Source organism: Variovorax sp. MSC1_012 (assembly GCF_023667525.1).
In the GTDB taxonomy this organism is placed as follows: domain Bacteria; phylum Pseudomonadota; class Gammaproteobacteria; order Burkholderiales; family Burkholderiaceae_C; genus Variovorax; species Variovorax beijingensis_B.
Genome location: NZ_JAMOZJ020000002.1, coordinates 1,113,146 through 1,127,925, shown reverse-complemented (window position 1 = coordinate 1,127,925; position 14,780 = coordinate 1,113,146). Strand labels below are relative to the sequence as shown.

Annotated in this window: 14 protein-coding genes; 7 read left to right on the top strand and 7 right to left on the bottom strand. The window is 68.3% G+C overall.

The features are described from left to right. Positions 1-28: 28 nt before the first annotated feature. From L1081_RS30760 to L1081_RS30745, 4 genes are all read left to right on the top strand, one after another. Positions 29-1,231 (top strand): TolC family protein, encoded by a 1,203-nt coding sequence (locus L1081_RS30760; RefSeq protein WP_489417267.1) that lies wholly within the window; start codon positions 29-31, stop codon positions 1,229-1,231. Continuing rightward, positions 1,228-2,727 carry an efflux RND transporter periplasmic adaptor subunit gene (locus tag L1081_RS30755; protein ID WP_489417266.1) on the top strand — a complete coding sequence of 500 codons (1,500 nt, stop codon included), beginning with the start codon at positions 1,228-1,230 and terminating at the stop codon, positions 2,725-2,727. The genes L1081_RS30760 and L1081_RS30755 overlap by 4 nt, the downstream gene beginning before the upstream one ends. Next, positions 2,724-5,870 (top strand): CusA/CzcA family heavy metal efflux RND transporter, encoded by a 3,147-nt coding sequence (locus L1081_RS30750; RefSeq protein ID WP_489417265.1) that lies wholly within the window; start codon positions 2,724-2,726, stop codon positions 5,868-5,870. Before L1081_RS30755 ends, L1081_RS30750 begins: the two co-directional genes overlap by 4 nt. A gap of 87 nt (positions 5,871-5,957) precedes the next feature. After that, positions 5,958-6,980 carry a tyrosine-type recombinase/integrase gene (locus tag L1081_RS30745; protein ID WP_489417264.1) on the top strand — a complete coding sequence of 341 codons (1,023 nt, stop codon included), beginning with the start codon at positions 5,958-5,960 and terminating at the stop codon, positions 6,978-6,980. A gap of 3 nt (positions 6,981-6,983) precedes the next feature. Here the strand turns inward: L1081_RS30745 and L1081_RS30740 are convergent, their stop codons facing one another. Beyond that, on the bottom strand, positions 6,984-7,358 hold the full coding sequence (locus L1081_RS30740; RefSeq protein ID WP_489417263.1) for a DUF454 family protein: 375 nt from the start codon (positions 7,356-7,358) through the stop codon (positions 6,984-6,986). A 133-nt stretch (positions 7,359-7,491) separates the two neighbouring features. On the opposite strand from L1081_RS30740, the gene L1081_RS30735 reads away from it, so the two are divergent. Continuing rightward, on the top strand, positions 7,492-7,842 hold the full coding sequence (locus L1081_RS30735) for a hypothetical protein (RefSeq protein WP_489417262.1): 351 nt from the start codon (positions 7,492-7,494) through the stop codon (positions 7,840-7,842). 9 nt (positions 7,843-7,851) lie between these two features. Here L1081_RS30735 and L1081_RS30730 read toward each other — a convergent pair whose 3' ends face one another. The 3 genes from L1081_RS30730 to L1081_RS30720 form a co-directional block, all read right to left on the bottom strand. Beyond that, positions 7,852-8,430 (bottom strand): sigma-70 family RNA polymerase sigma factor, encoded by a 579-nt coding sequence (locus tag L1081_RS30730; RefSeq protein ID WP_489417261.1) that lies wholly within the window; start codon positions 8,428-8,430, stop codon positions 7,852-7,854. Beyond that, positions 8,427-8,642 (bottom strand): YgaP-like transmembrane domain, encoded by a 216-nt coding sequence (locus L1081_RS30725; RefSeq protein WP_489417260.1) that lies wholly within the window; start codon positions 8,640-8,642, stop codon positions 8,427-8,429. The genes L1081_RS30730 and L1081_RS30725 overlap by 4 nt, the downstream gene beginning before the upstream one ends. A gap of 91 nt (positions 8,643-8,733) precedes the next feature. Beyond that, positions 8,734-9,930 carry a PDDEXK nuclease domain-containing protein gene (locus L1081_RS30720; protein ID WP_489417259.1) on the bottom strand — a complete coding sequence of 399 codons (1,197 nt, stop codon included), beginning with the start codon at positions 9,928-9,930 and terminating at the stop codon, positions 8,734-8,736. Between the two features lie 132 nt (positions 9,931-10,062). Between L1081_RS30720 and L1081_RS30715 the strand changes: the two genes are divergently transcribed. Next, on the top strand, positions 10,063-12,279 hold the full coding sequence (locus L1081_RS30715) for a TonB-dependent siderophore receptor (RefSeq protein ID WP_489417258.1): 2,217 nt from the start codon (positions 10,063-10,065) through the stop codon (positions 12,277-12,279). A gap of 27 nt (positions 12,280-12,306) precedes the next feature. Here the strand turns inward: L1081_RS30715 and L1081_RS30710 are convergent, their stop codons facing one another. Further along, positions 12,307-12,795 carry a DUF2231 domain-containing protein gene (locus L1081_RS30710; protein ID WP_489417257.1) on the bottom strand — a complete coding sequence of 163 codons (489 nt, stop codon included), beginning with the start codon at positions 12,793-12,795 and terminating at the stop codon, positions 12,307-12,309. A 197-nt stretch (positions 12,796-12,992) separates the two neighbouring features. Here L1081_RS30710 and L1081_RS30705 point away from each other — a divergent pair, with 197 nt between their 5' ends. Beyond that, positions 12,993-13,436 carry a low affinity iron permease family protein gene (locus L1081_RS30705; RefSeq protein WP_489418013.1) on the top strand — a complete coding sequence of 148 codons (444 nt, stop codon included), beginning with the start codon at positions 12,993-12,995 and terminating at the stop codon, positions 13,434-13,436. Positions 13,437-13,513: 77 nt separating this feature from the next. Here L1081_RS30705 and L1081_RS30700 read toward each other — a convergent pair whose 3' ends face one another. Then, positions 13,514-13,948, bottom strand: a complete 435-nt coding sequence (locus L1081_RS30700; protein ID WP_489417256.1) for a universal stress protein — start codon at positions 13,946-13,948, stop codon at positions 13,514-13,516. 10 nt (positions 13,949-13,958) lie between these two features. Beyond that, on the bottom strand, positions 13,959-14,654 hold the full coding sequence (locus L1081_RS30695; protein WP_489417255.1) for a YjbE family putative metal transport protein: 696 nt from the start codon (positions 14,652-14,654) through the stop codon (positions 13,959-13,961). Between the last annotated feature and the right edge of the window lie 126 nt (positions 14,655-14,780).

The following is a 14,780-nucleotide window of genomic DNA, read 5'->3' as shown; positions in this document are numbered from 1 at the left end:
GTCCATTTTCTTTTCCCGCGCAACCGCCATGGCTGTTGTGCTGCTGCCGTGCCTTGCGACGGCAGCGCCCCTGTCCCTCGACGCCGCGCTCGAGCTGGCCGCCCGGCGCTCCGAGACCGCACGCGCCGCCCGCGCCGGCGTGCGGAGCGCCACCGAAGCGGCGCAGGCCTCGGCCCAGCTTCCCGATCCCGTGCTGCGCGTCGGCATCGACAACCTGCCCGCGACGGGGTCGGACCGCTTCCATACCGCGCGCGAATCGATGACGATGAAGCGCATCGGCATCAGCCAGGAATGGCTGTCCGCCGACAAGCGTGCGGTACGCCAGGCCGCTGCCGATGCGGCGGTCGGGCGTGAAAGGGTGCAGGCGCACGTGGCCGCGGCCCAGGTCCGCCTGCAGACCGCGCTCGCGTACCTGGACGCCTTCTACGCCGGCGAAACCCTGAAGCTTGCCGCACTCGCGGAACACCACGCGCGCGAAGAGCTGGAAGCCTCGCGCGCACGCCTGTCGTCGGCTGCCGGCAGCAGCCAGGAAGTGTTGGCGATGGCGGGTGCAAGAGGCGTCGCGCAGGACGATACGGCGGACATCCGGCAGCAGCAGAATGCCGCGCGCGTGGCGCTCGAACGCTGGGTGGGCGTGCAACCTGAAGAGCTGATGCCCATCGGCGAGCTTCCCGTGCCCGCGGAGGAAGCCTATGTGGCTGGGCACGCCACGGTGGCCGCGCTGCAGCGCGACGTCGACATGGCCCGGCAGGCGGCGGCGGTTACCGCCTCCAACCGCAAGCCCAACTGGACCTGGGAGCTCGCCTACGGCCAGCGCAGCGGCTATGCCGACATGGTGTCGATGGGCGTGAGCATTCCGCTGCCCGTGGCGCCTGGCGAACGACAGGACCGCGACACCGCCGCAAAACTGGCGCTGGTCGAAAAGGCCGAAGCCGATCTGGCCGAGGCCACCCGCGCGGCCGGCGCCGAATACCGCGCACTCGCCAGCGATGCCGAGCGGCTGCAGCAGCGCATCGAACGCTATCGCGCCGGCGTCGTTGTTCCTGCCGGCCAGAGGACGGCCGCGGCGACAGCGGCCTACCGCTCCAACCAGGCGAGCCTCGCCTCCCTGTTCGAGGCGCGGCACGCCGAGCTCGACACGCGGCGCAAGCTGCTGGCGCTGCAGCGCGATCTCGCACGAGCCCGAATCCAACTGGCCTTCCGGCCGCTCACTGCCGAGGTGGCGCCATGAACCGAAAACTCACCGTGGGCGTATCGCTGCTGGCCGCCCTGCTGCTGGCCGCCGGCACCTTCTACCTGGGTCGCAAGACGGGTCAGGCCGAGGATGCATCGATGGCCGCGACCACCACGCCCGATGGCCGCAAGGTTCTCTACTGGCATGACCCGATGGTGCCTGGCCCGCGCTTCGACAAGCCTGGCAAGTCGCCGTTCATGGACATGCAACTGGTGCCCGTGTACGCCGACACCGGCACTGCCGGCGATGCGGACGTGAAGATCAGCCCCGCCGTGCAGCAGAACCTCGGCATCCGGCATGCGAGCGTGCGCCGCACCGAAGCATCGTCCTCGTTCGAAGCCCTCGGTTCCGTGCAGTTCGACGAACGGCTCAACGCCGCGGTGCAAACCCGCGTGGCCGGTTACGTCGAGCGTCTGTCGGTTCGCGCGCCGATGGAGCGCGTGCGCAAGGGCCAGGCCCTGGCCACCATCTTTGCGCCCGACTGGCTCGGGCCGCAAAACGAGTGGCTTGCGCTCAGGCGCTCGGGCGTTTCGCCCGATCTCGTTGCGGCGGCCCGCGACCGCATGCGGGCCCTGTCGATTCCCGCCGAACTCATCCGGCGCAGCGAGGAAACCGGCACGGCGCAGGCGCGCTACGTGCTCACCGCGCCGGTCGATGGCGTGGTGGCCGAGCTGGGCGTGCGCGAAGGGGTCGCGGTCACGCCCGGCATGACGCTGTTCCGCATCGCGGGCCTGCAGAAGGTCTGGGTGGTGGCCGAGATCCCGGAAGCGCAGGCGCTTGGCCTCGCGCGCGGGCAGAAGGCCAAGGCCATTCTGCAGGCCGACGCATCGCAGTCGTTCGACGGTGCGCTCGACGAGATCCTGCCCGAGATCAACACCGCCACCCGCACCTTGAAGGCCCGCTTCGAGGTCGACAACAGGAGCGGAAAGCTCACGCCCGGCATGCTGCTGCGGCTGCAGGTGGCGGGGCCCGCGAGCAGCCGGCTGGTCGTGCCTTCGGAGGCCGTGATCCGCACCGGCCGGCGTGCCGTCGTCATCGTGCGCAAGGCCGACGGCGCCTTCGAGCCGCGCGACGTCTCGCCGGGCGCGGACCTGGGCAACGACACCGAGGTCATCTCGGGCCTGGCCGAGGGCGAGCAGGTGGTGGCGAGCGGCCAGTTCCTGATCGACTCGGAAGCGCGGCTGCGCTCGGTGCTCGGCAACATGGCGGCACCTGCGGCCACACCGGCCGCAAGCGCTTCGGCCACGGCCGTGGTGACTCACCAGGCCGAAGGCAAGGTCGAGCGCGTGGCGCCCGACGGCATCACCATTTCGCACGGGCCGGTGGCGACGCTCCAGTGGCCCGCCATGACGATGGGCTTTGCCAAGGCCTCGCCCAGTGCATTCCCCGAGATCAAGCCGGGCGACCCGGTGCGCTTCGAGTTCAGGGAAGGCGGCCCGATGGGCTACGAACTGGTCTCCATCCAACGGCTGCAACCGGGCGCCAGGAAATGATCGCCGCCCTGATTCGATGGTCGATCGGCAACCGCTTCCTGGTGCTGATCGCGACCCTGTTCCTGGTGGCCGCGGGAGGGTGGTCGGTGGCGCACATGCCGCTCGACGCCCTGCCCGATCTCTCGGACACGCAGGTCATCATCCGCACGCCCTACCCCGGAAAGGCGCCCCAGGTGGTCGAGGACCTGGTCACCTACCCGCTGACCACCACCATGCTCAGCGTGCCCGGCGCCAGGACCGTGCGCGGCTATTCGTTCTTCGGCGACTCGTTCGTCTATGTGCTGTTCGACGACAAGACCGATCCGTACTGGGCGCGCTCGCGCGTGGTGGAGTACCTCAACCAGGTGCAGGCCAGGTTGCCCGCGGGCGCGAGCGCCTCGCTCGGCCCCGATGCGACGGGTGTGGGCTGGGTCTACGAGTACGCGTTGGTCGACCGCACGGGCACGCGCGACCTCGGGCAGCTGCGCGCGCTCAACGACTGGTTCCTCAAGTTCGAGCTGAAGACCGTGCCCGACGTGGCCGAGGTGGCCAGCATCGGCGGCATGGTGCGGCAGTACCAGGTGGTGCTCGACCCCGACCGCATGCGCGCGCTCGGCATCACGCAGCCGGCGGTGGTGGAGGCCCTGCAGAAGTCCAACCAGGCCTCCGGCGGCTCGGTGGTGGAATTTGCCGAGGCGGAGTACATGGTGCGCTCGCGCGGCTACCTGCGCTCGCTCGATGATTTCCGGACCATCCCGCTTGCGGTGACGGGCGCTACGCCGGTACTGCTGCGCGACGTGGCCACCGTGCAGATTGGGCCCGAAATGCGCCGCGGCATCGCGGAGCTCGACGGCGAAGGCGAAGTGGCCGGTAGCGTGGTCGTCATGCGCTCGGGCAAGAACGCCCGTTCGACCATCGAGGCCGTCAAGGCGAAGCTCGAGGCGCTCAAGCCGGGCCTGCCGCCGGGCGTGGAGATCGTGCCCACCTACGACCGGTCGCTGCTGATCGACCGCGCGGTGGAGAACCTGCGCTCCAAGCTCATCGAGGAGTTCATCGTGGTGGCGCTGGTCTGCGCGGTGTTCCTGTTCCATCTGCGCTCGGCGCTGGTCGCAGTGGTGGGGCTGCCCATCGGCGTGCTGGCCGCGTTCATCGTCATGCACTGGCAAGGGGTCAACGCCAACATCATGTCGCTGGGCGGCATTGCGATTGCGATCGGCGCGATGGTGGACGGCGCAATCGTCATGGTGGAGAACGTGCACAAGCACATCGAGGCCTTCGAGGCCGTGCACGGACGGCCGCCCGCGGTGGCCGAGCGATGGCGGCTGGTGGCCGATGCGTCCGTGGAGGTGGGGCCGGCACTGTTCTTCTCGCTGCTGGTGATCACGCTGTCCTTCGTGCCGGTGTTCTCGCTCGAGGCGCAGGAGGGACGGCTGTTCTCGCCGCTGGCCTTCACCAAGACCTACGCCATGGCGGCCGCGGCGGGCCTGTCGGTGACGCTGATTCCGGTGCTCATGGGCTACCTGATCCGCGGGCGCATTCCGCATGAAGCTTCCAATCCGGTGAACCGCTTTCTCATGGCGGCGTACCGGCCCGCGCTGGCGCTGGTGCTGCGCTCTCCCAGGGGAACGCTGGCCATGGCCGCCGCGCTGCTGACCCTCACCGCGGTGCCGATGATGCGGCTCGGCGGCGAGTTCATGCCGCCGCTGGACGAGGGCGATCTGCTCTACATGCCGTCGGCGCTGCCCGGACTTTCGGTGTCGAAGGCGTCCCAGCTGCTGCAGCAGACCGACCGGCTGATCAAGACCGTGCCCGAGGTCGAGCGCGTGTTCGGCAAGGCGGGCCGCGCGGACACGGCCACCGATCCAGCGCCGCTCGAGATGTTCGAGACCACCATCCAGTTCAAGCCCCGGGCGCAATGGCGCGCGGGCATGACGGCCGACAGGCTCGTCGAGGAACTGGACCGCGCCGTCAAGGTGCCGGGCCTCACCAACGTCTGGGTGCCGCCGATCCGCAACCGCATCGACATGCTGGCCACGGGCATCAAGAGCCCCGTCGGCATCAAGGTGGCGGGCGCGGACCTGGCCGCCATCGACGCGCTGAGTTCGCAGATCGAGGCGGCGGTCAAGGGCGTTCCCGGCGTGTCTTCGGCACTGGCCGAGCGGCTGACCGGCGGGCGCTACATCGATGTCGACGTCGATCGGCTCGCGGCGGCACGCCATGGGCTCTCGGTGGCGGACGTGCAGGCCGTGGTGTCCACGGCCATCGGCGGCGACAACGTGGGCGAGGTCGTCCAGGGGCGCGAGCGCTATCCGATCAACGTGCGCTATCCGCGCGAGATCCGCGACTCGCTCGAGCGCCTGCGGCAGCTGCCTTTCGTCACGGCCAAGGGCGCGCAACTGCTGCTGGGCGACGTCGCAAGGATCCGCATCGAAGACGGCCCGCCAATGCTGCGCAGCGAGAACGCGCGGCTGTCGGGCTGGGTGTATGTGGACGTGCGCGGCCGCGACCTGCGCTCGGCCGTCACCGACATGCAGGCGGCCGTCGGCCGCGCCGTCAAGATGCCGGCCGGCTACGCGGTGTCGTGGTCTGGCCAGTTCGAATACTTGGAACGGGCGACCGAGCGGCTGAAGCTGGTCATCCCGGCGACGCTGGCGGTCATCTTCGTGCTGCTCTACCTGCTGTTCAGGTCGTTCGGCGACGCGGCGCTGGTGATGGCGGCCGTGCCGTTCTCGCTGGTCGGCGGCTTCTGGCTCGTCTGGGCGATGGGCCACTCGGTCTCCGTGGCCACGGCCGTGGGCTTCATCGCGCTGGCTGGCGTGGCGGCCGAGTTTGGCGTGGTGATGCTGGTCTACCTGAAGAACGCACTGGCGCGGCGCCTGGCCGCCGGAGAGCCGATGAATGACCAGACCCTGCGTGCCGCGATCCGCGAAGGCGCCGTGCTGCGCGTGCGGCCCAAGGCCATGACGGTGGCCGTCGTGATGGCGGGCCTGCTGCCCATCCTCTTTGGCAGCGGCACCGGCTCGGAGGTGATGACGCGCATTGCCGCGCCCATGGTGGGCGGCATGGTTACCGCGCCGCTTTTGAGCATGCTGGTCGTTCCAGCTGCGTGGTACTTGCTGCGCCGGCGAAGGGATGACGAGGAGACCGACAAGCAAATACACTAACGGCAATCGATTCGAGATACCCAATCCCGTTGGCTGTCCCCTCTGCTTCTGCTCAACAACCTAATTGCTTGCCGTTAGCGTATTTTTATGCCGTCCCTTTCCCTCTTCCCCGAACCTTCCGGCGAATCGCATCAGGCGGCGTTTGCCAGCTGGCTGGCCGCGCAGCAGGAAAACGGTGCCTTGCGGCAGCCCTCTTCCATCGCGGTCTACCGGGACATGTGGGGCAGCTTCACAGCCTGGTGCCTGGGCCAGTCTCCCGGGGTGACGCTGGCGTCGCTGGACAAGGGCGACCTGTCGGCGTTCCAGCAGGCGCGCTTCGGCATGAAAAGCGACGACCTGTCGCTTTCGCCGCGCTATGCGCTGCGCCTGCTTCGGCTGATCGACCGGGTGCTGCGCCACCACGCAAAGACCCACGGCACCCCGGTCAACACCGCCGCCGCGGACTGGATCGCGACCCAGCCGGAGATTCGCTACGCGGATTCGGCGCGGGCCGATCCGCTGCCTGAATTCCTCTCGGTCTCCGAAGCGCGGCACCTCATCGTCTTTCTCTCGAGCGCCCGGCCACGCCCCGGTGCGGCGGGCGACCGGCATGCCCAGGCCGCGCTGAGCTGGCAGGCGCTGCGCAACCGGACGGCCGTTGCCCTGCAGCTGGGCGCAGGGCTCACGCCAGGCGACGTCCGCCTGCTGCGGCTCGATGCGCCGACATCGCAGATGGCCGGCCGGCGCGACCGGCCCTGGAAAGTCGCCGTGCCAGGCAACGGTAATTCGCCGGCGCGCGAGGCGCCGGTCGCTCCCTGGGCCGGCGAGCTGCTGCAGCACTGGCTCAAGGTACGCGCCGAGACGCGGATCGCGGGCGAGTTCCTGTTCCCGGCCACGCGCACCGGCAAGCCGTGGAGCAAGGAGGCGCAGTACGTTGCAGCCAAGCAGGTGCTCCAGGATGCGGGCATCGAGGCTGCCGGCGGCGGCTCCTTCCTGCTGCGCCACACCTTTGCGCTGCGCCAGTTGCGCAGGGGCGCCACGCTCGATCAGGTGGCGCGCTGGCTCGGCGTGGAGCCCGAGGCGATGGGCAAGTACCAGCGCGTGCTCACCGGCCCAGCCGAGGTCGTCTGAAGATCAGTTTTCGGGCCGGCTCCACAGCCAGATCGCGACCGCCGCCATGAGCACCGGCGCGCCGATCTTCACGGCGACGGGTGCGGCGGTGACCAGCAGCACGGCCGAGCTCAGCGCCATCATGGCCGTCGCGGTCCATTTCGCGCGGCGGGGCACCGCTCCGCGTTGGCGCCACTGGCGGATGTATTCGCCATAGCGGGGATGCTCGAGCAGCCAGTGTTCGAGCGCGGGCCAGCCGCGTCCGGCAGCCCAGGCGGCCGCGAGCAGGAACGGAACCGTCGGCAGAACGGGAAGAAAGGCGCCGATCAGGCCGAGGACGACGAACACCAACGCCAGCGCGCGCCAGAGCAGTCTCGCGACGGGGCCGGCGGGCCTCATGAAGAAAGGCGCCCTTCGGGGCGATCCGCCGGAAGTTGCGAGAGAGGCATCAGCGCATCCTAAGCCAAGGCCTGTCCGAGAGCCGCGGCGGCCATGCGTGATGTGAACCCCGTTCTCCGACAAAATCGGGGGTATGAAGGAGATCGACAACCTGTTCGGCAAGGAGCCTCGCGCGCTGGAAGATTGGCGCGGCACCGTGGCGGATGCCATGGCAAGGCGCGACGTGCAGGTCGATCAAGCCGTCGACTCGCTTCGCCGTGCGGCCGGCAGCGCCGCCGCCAGTGTCGCCGCGTTGATGCATGCCGCGAGCCCGGAGGCTTCGCACAGGCCGGCACACCCGGCTGCCGCCAGGACGGAGGACCCGGCCGGATTCACCTCCCTGGCCGAGCAGCTGCACGACATTGCGCTCCAGTTGCGCGAGCTCGAGTTCTCGGTGCGCAGCCTGCTGATGCGCACGCGCAGAGATGCCGCTCTGGACGAGTGAAGAAGAGGCCTACCCGATGGTCCCCTGCGCCCGCGGAGCCGATCCGGATTCGCCATCCCGATCCCAGTAGCCGCCGTTCATCAGGCTCTCGCGGACCATTGCGCGGGCGCGATGCAGCCGGCTCTTCACAGCCTGCACGCTCAGGCCCAGGCTTGCCGCGACTTCGGGGGCGGTCAGTTCCTCCACATCGCGCAGGATCAGCGCGACGCGATAGGCCTGCGGCAGCGCGGCAATCGCCCGCGCGAGGTCGAGGCGCAGGTCCGTGGGAATCTGCGGCGCTGCCAGCTCCTCTGCCCATGGCGCTGAAAGGGGCGCCTTGGCGGCACTGCGCTTGAAGATCCTGTAGCACTCGCGCTCGACGATGCGGAACAGCCAGGTGGCAAAGGCCGCCACGGTGCCGAGCGTGCCGATCTTGCGGTGCAGCTGCCACAGCGCCACCTGCACCGCATCCTCGGCGTCCTCGCTGTTCGAACAGGTGCGGCGCGCGAAGCGCCTGAGGTCCGGCTGGCAGGCGCGCAGCAATTGCGACAGCGCCCGCTCGTCCCCGGCGCAGGCGGCTTCGATCAGCGCGGCGGACGCGCCGATCATCGGGCCGGGCCCGCGGCCTTCCGGCCGAGCATTGCGCAGGCGGGACAGAACCCGACGATGGCCGTGGCCGCGAGCATGCCCGCTGCGCCGAACCCCAGCATGCGAAGCGTCCCGGCGGGCAAGAAGTAGAACGCGCCAAGGGCGGCGAAGACGCCGAGGCACAGCCGAACTGCGCGCTCCCAGGAAGGGACGTTGCGCTTGAGATGAAACATGGTGCGGGCTCCGTTGAATGTTGACCCTTGCATGGAGGCCACTTCAGGGCCAAAAGGATTCGGCGCCGAAAAGAATTCCGCAGGACTTTTTCTATGGTCCTGCCGTGCCCTCCGCCTGGTCCTTGCCGCGGAAGGCGCCGCGCGTCTCCAGCATGCGCCGCGTCTTGTCCAGCTCGCTCTGCAGCAGCTCGGCGTCCGGCAGCACGGTGCGGTAGTTCGCGGCCATGATCTTGCTGGGCAGCCCCTCGAGCGCATAGCGCGCCAGCGCCTGGCCCTTGTCGGCGCAAAGGATCAGGCCGACCGGCGGGTTCTCGTCGGGCAGGGTCCAGTGTTCCCTGGCGTAGTTGCAGTACATGTGCATCTGCCCCACGTCCGCATGCGTCAGTCCGCCAAGCTTCAGGTCGATGATGACGAGGCAGCGCAGCCGCCGGTGAAAGAACAGCAGGTCCACGCGGTACCAGGTCTGGTCGATGCGCAGCCTTCGCTGCCGCCCGACGAAGCTGAAATCGCCGCCGAGTTCGAGCAGGAAGTCTTCCAGCCGATGGATCAGGGCCGCCTCCAGGTCGGATTCGGAATACTCGTCCCTGAGATCGAGGAACTCCAGCACGTAGGGGTCCTTGATCGCGTCGTCGGGCGTCACCGCATCCTCCGGCTTCGGGACTGCGCCCCTCGCGAGCATCGCGGCCTTGTTCCTGGAGAGCGCGGTGCGCTCGTAGAACTGGCTGCCGATCTGGCGGTCAAGCTGGCGCACGCTCCATCCGCCGCGCAGCGCCTCGGCTTCATAGAACCGGCGCGCGTTGCCGTCCTTGACCGACAGCAGCCGAACATAGGCCGACCAGGGCAGCGTGAACATCCGCGCGAGGTCTTCCAACGGCCATGATCCAGGAGCGCCGGCAGGATCGACGCCGGCGAGCAATGGCTCACCGGGCGCCGGCAGTGCAGGAGATTCGCCAGACACTGTCTGGCGAATCGGCCAGGTCAGGAAGAACGAGCGCATCTGCTGCAGGTTCTGGCGGCTGAACCCTCGGCCGAACTGGCTCGTCAAGTCGAGCGAGAGGCGCTCGATCAGCTGCTCGCCGTAGCCCGCGCGCCGCCGGCCCTTCTGCTCGGCCTCGACAATCCGCCGGCCGATCTCCCAGTAGCTCGCCGTCATCCATGCATTGACGCTGCGCGCGGCGGCGCGCCGCGCGGCATCGAGCAGCTCGACGATGCCGCCCCGGAAATCGGCGTAGCCGCCGAGCGGGCCGGCGGCCCTTGCCTTGCCGGGCGGAAGAATGGCTTTGCTCATGGTTGGTGTGGTGCGCTGCATATCCTAACTGCAGGCATTCGCCGCCCTTCCCCCTCGATCGCCAGGGAAGCATCTTGACTTTGATGATACGAATGTAAATACTTCTCATTATTGTTAATGGAAAAAATGCTTATGGCCGATCATTTGTACGGGCGCCAGCGCGGCGTGAAATCGAAGTTGGCAGTCGCCGTGCAAATGGCGTTCGCGGCCAGTGCGGCGTGGTACGCAGGCGCCGCGCTGGCGCAGACGGCGGAGGCAAGGCCGGCGAACGAAGCTGCTCCGGCCGCAACAGCGACGCTGCCGCTGGTCACGGCCACCGAGCAGAGCGATTCGATCGATGCGCCGCCACCTGCGATCCGCGGAGGGCAGGTGGGCCGCGGCGCGCGCATGGGCATCCTCGGCAACGCCTCCGTCATGGAAACGCCCTTCAGCGTGACCAGCTATACCGCCCAGACGATCGAGAACGACCAGGCGCGCTCGGTGGCCGACGTCCTGTCGGCGGACCCGTCCGTGCGCATGGGCAGCGCGCGATCCAACCTCAACGAGGACATCACGATCCGCGGGTTCAGTGTGCCCAGCAGCGACTTTGCGCTGAACGGCGTGTTCGGCGTGACGCCGTACTGGCGCGCGCCGCTGGAGGCCGTGGAACGGGTCGAGATCATCAAGGGCCCGTCCGCGTCCCTGTTCGGCATGACGCCCGGCGGCAGCGTGGGCGGCGTCGTCAACCTCGTACCCAAGCGCGCGGAAAGCGAGCCGATCACGCGCTTCACCGGCAGCGCTTCGTCCGACTCGGTGTTCGGCGGCCATGTCGATATCGGCCGGCGCTTCGGGCCGGACGGCGCGTTCGGCGTGCGCATCAACGCGATGCAGCGCGAAGGCGACACGGCCATCAAGGGACAGTCCACGCGCGAGAGCCTGGGCGCCGTTGCGCTGGACTACCGGGGCCGCGCACTGCGCGCTTCGCTGGACCTGCTGGCGCAGAAAGAGCGCATCGACAACGTCGTGCGCCAATTCCAGGCGGGTCCGACGCTCACCGCGGTGCCGCGCGCGCCAGACAACACCTATCCCTATCCGGGCCTGGGCTGGTCCGATGGGCGCAACGGCTCGGCGGTGCTCAAGGCCGAATACGACCTGAGCGACAATCTCACGGCCTACGCCAGCTACGGCCAGCGCAAGCTGAACTGGGGCGCGGTCGCATCCAATCCGGTCATCATGGACACCGCCGGCAGCTACTCGTTCTTCGGCGGCTGGCAACGCATGTCCGTCGAGAGCAAGTCGCTCGACGCGGGCCTGCGCGGCAGGTTCTCGACCGGCCCGGTGAGGCATGAGGTGGCGTTGAGCTTCTCGCGCCTCGAACAGGAACAGACGCTGGGCTTCTACACCGGCTACCCGGGCGGCAGCTCCAACCTGTATGCCGGATTGCTGTTCCCTACGCCGTCCACGGCCGGCATCAGCAACCCGCTGCGTCCGTACCTCGACACCAAGCTGACCAGCCTGGCGCTGGCGGACACGCTGTCCTTCATGGACGACCGGCTGCGCGTGACCCTGGGCCTGCGCCGGCAGCAGGTGGCCGGGCAGGACTACGACTTTTCCACCGGCCAGGCGAGCGGCGCGTATTACGACGAGAGTGCCACCACGCCGGTGGCCGGCGTGGTCTACAAGCTCCAGCCGAACATCTCGCTCTATGCGAGCTATATCGAGGGCCTGTCGCGCGGGGAGGTCGCGCCGATCAGCGCAGCGATCAGCAATCCGGGCGCAGTCATGCCGCCGTACAAGTCCAAGCAGAAGGAGATCGGCGTCAAGTTCGACCTCGACGGCGGCATGGTGGCGGCCGTCAGCCTGTTCGAGCTGACCAAGCCCAGCGCCGGCATCTCGGGTTCGGCCTTCGGCGTCTTCGGCGAACAGCGCAACCGGGGCGTCGAAGCCACCCTGGCCGGCGAGCTGGCGCGCGGCGTGCGCGTGCTGGGCGGCGTCACCTACATGGACGGCGTCATCACCAAGGCGGCCACGAGCGCCTTGGAAGGCAAGAAGGCGATCGGCGTGCCGGACTGGCAGCTGAACCTGGGTGCGGAATGGGACATGCCGTTCCTTCCGGGACTGACGCTCACGGGCCGCATGATCCACACCGGCAAGACCGCCGTCGATCCTGCCAACACCCTGCACATCCCGGGCTGGAATCGCTTCGATGCCGGCGCGCGCTATGCGACGCGGCTCGGCGGCAAGCCCGTGACCTTCCGCATGAACGTGGAGAACCTGTTCGACAAGGACTACTGGGGCACGTCGACCGCGGGCTACCTGTTCGTCGGCTCGCCGCGCACGCTGAGCCTCTCGGCCAGCATCGACTTCTGAGACCCGGCCGGCGCCTGCGCGCCTCCCCTACTTGCCGACGGCCGCGTGCCGCTTGTGCAGCGAACTCGAAGCGTTCATGCCGGCGTCCTCGTCGACACCGATGCCCAGCCGGTCCACCAGCTCCCCGCCGAGCCAGGCCGTGACCATCGCGAGGGCCGCGCCTGCAAAGGACCAGGCCATCTGCCCGATCTGCGGCGCATAGTCGCGGTCGCGCAGCAGAAAGCTCGAGACGAACAGGAGCAGGACGAGCACGTTGCCGGCCCCGTGCATGGCACCGATGCGCTTGGCCCGCGTCCCTGCCGGAATGCTCAGCCAATCCGCGGTCCCGAAAGGCGCAGCAAGCACCCCGCCCACCAGGCCGGCCGCGATCAGCCAGTACGACACAGCGGCCATGACCGGGTTGCCGCCCACCAGGTAGATGATGTCGAACACCACCGCCGTGGCAAGCAGCCCGAGCGGAAACACCACCAGCATCTGGTGCACCGGGTGGCCGAGAAAACGAACACTTGCGTGCATGGGGTCCCCTCCATTGCCTGAGCGAGATGCCCACTGAGCGGCAACTGCGGCCGCGCCGGCGCAAGCAACCGTCGACAGTGCAGGTCGGTACTTTCCTACCCTCGGCTGCCGTCTCACAAGCACAAAGGAAAAATTCAAACCCCTTCTATCGGCGATGGATGACGCTCTGCAATTCCCGACGCAGCACGCTGCGCAGCATGGACAAGTTCTTCGCATCCTTCGCCAATGCCACGGCGCGCGCTGCCGGAAGTCCACTCGCCTTCCTGTTGTGCGTTGCACTGGTCGTTGCCTGGGCGGTGTCGGGCCCCTTCTTCCATTTCTCGGAGAACTGGCAGCTGACCATCAACACCGGCACCACGATCGTCACCTTCCTGATGGTGTTCCTGATCCAGAACACGCAAAACCGTGATGGAGCGGCGCTTCAGACCAAGCTCGACGAGCTGATTCGCTCGTCGAACGCCGGCGACGAATTCATCGGCATCGAAAAGCTCACCGACAAGGAACTGGCCGAGCTGCACGAGAAGTGCGAGGCGGCGGCCAAGAGGAGCCATGCGGCGCTCGACAGGATGCGCAATGAACGCGCGCGGCGCGGCCACGAAGTCACAGCTCAAGAAGCCGCTCAGATGGAAGGCAATGCTTGAAGTCGGGCCACGCAATCATGGGTGCGGAGTTTCGGCGGACGCCGAGGTCCGCCCCGAAGCCGGGCCCCGTCCCCGCGTCAGGAGCCGATGACCTGCAGGTCGCCGTTCGTGCCGAGCAGCTGGCGCACCTGCTGCGCGAGCGAACCGAAGATCCGTCCCGCGAGGCTGGGCTCGTCCCGGCCGAAGACGATGCGGTCGCAGCCGAAGTCGCGCGCTGCCGAGACGATGCTCTCGGCACTGCGCCCGATCACCACGGTGCTGGTGCAGGACACCCCGGCCAGCGCGAGCAGGTTGCGCGCAGGCTGCAACTCCTCGGCGCCCGCGCTGTGCTGGAGTTCGCGCAGCTCGTGCGCGTCGAAGAACATCGCGACGTGGCCGGAAACCACGGGTTGCACCCGCAAGAGCCGCACGGCCGCCGGCTCCTGCCGGCAAATGCGCACGACCTGCTCGATGGCCGAGCGCGTGCGGGCCGGCTCGGTCGGGTCGATGGGGACCAGAATGCGCCGCCTCACGCCGACACCTTCAGGCCGACTGGTTGGCGGGTTCCGGCTGTTGTTGGCGGCTGGTCAGCCACTTGCCGATCAACACGACGGAGATGGCACCGACCGCGGGGACCACGTTGTGCCAGGCGTGATGGCTGCCGGCCCATCCGGCAATGGACGGATCCGACATCGCCATTTCGCCGGCCACCCAGCCGAGCAGGCCGGCGCCGAGCGTGATGATGATCGGGAAGCGGTCCATCAGCTTGAGAATCAGCGTGCTGCCGAAGATGATCAGCGGAATGCTGATCACGAGGCCGAACACCAGCAGCGGAACATTGCCCTTGGCCGCGGCGGCGACGCCGACGACGTTGTCCAGGCTCATGACCAGGTCGGCGACCACGATGGTCTTGATGGCCGCGGCCAGGCTCGAGTGGCCTTCCAGGTTCTCTTCGCCGTCGTCGCCCTTGAGCAGGCCGACGCCGATCCAGAACAGCAGCGCGGCACCCACCAGCTTGAGGTACGGCAGCGTCAGCAGGTAGACCGCAAAGAAAGTCAGCACCACGCGCAGCACGATGGCACCCATGCTGCCGAACAGGATCGCCTTCTTCTGCTGCGCGGGCGGCAGCGAGCGCGAGGCCATCGCGATGACGACGGCGTTGTCGCCGCTCAGGACGATGTTGATCAGGATGATCTGCGACAGGGCAATCCAGAAATCCGGATGGGTCAAAAACGACATGGGGGTTGTCTCCTCGAGTGGACGCGGAACCACGGCGGTTCCGGCGTGTTCGAGGCTACGGACCTGCGCTGTCACCTTTCTGCCGGCCGGCTGTCAGCCACATGTCCGCCAGCTGTCAGCCAGCTG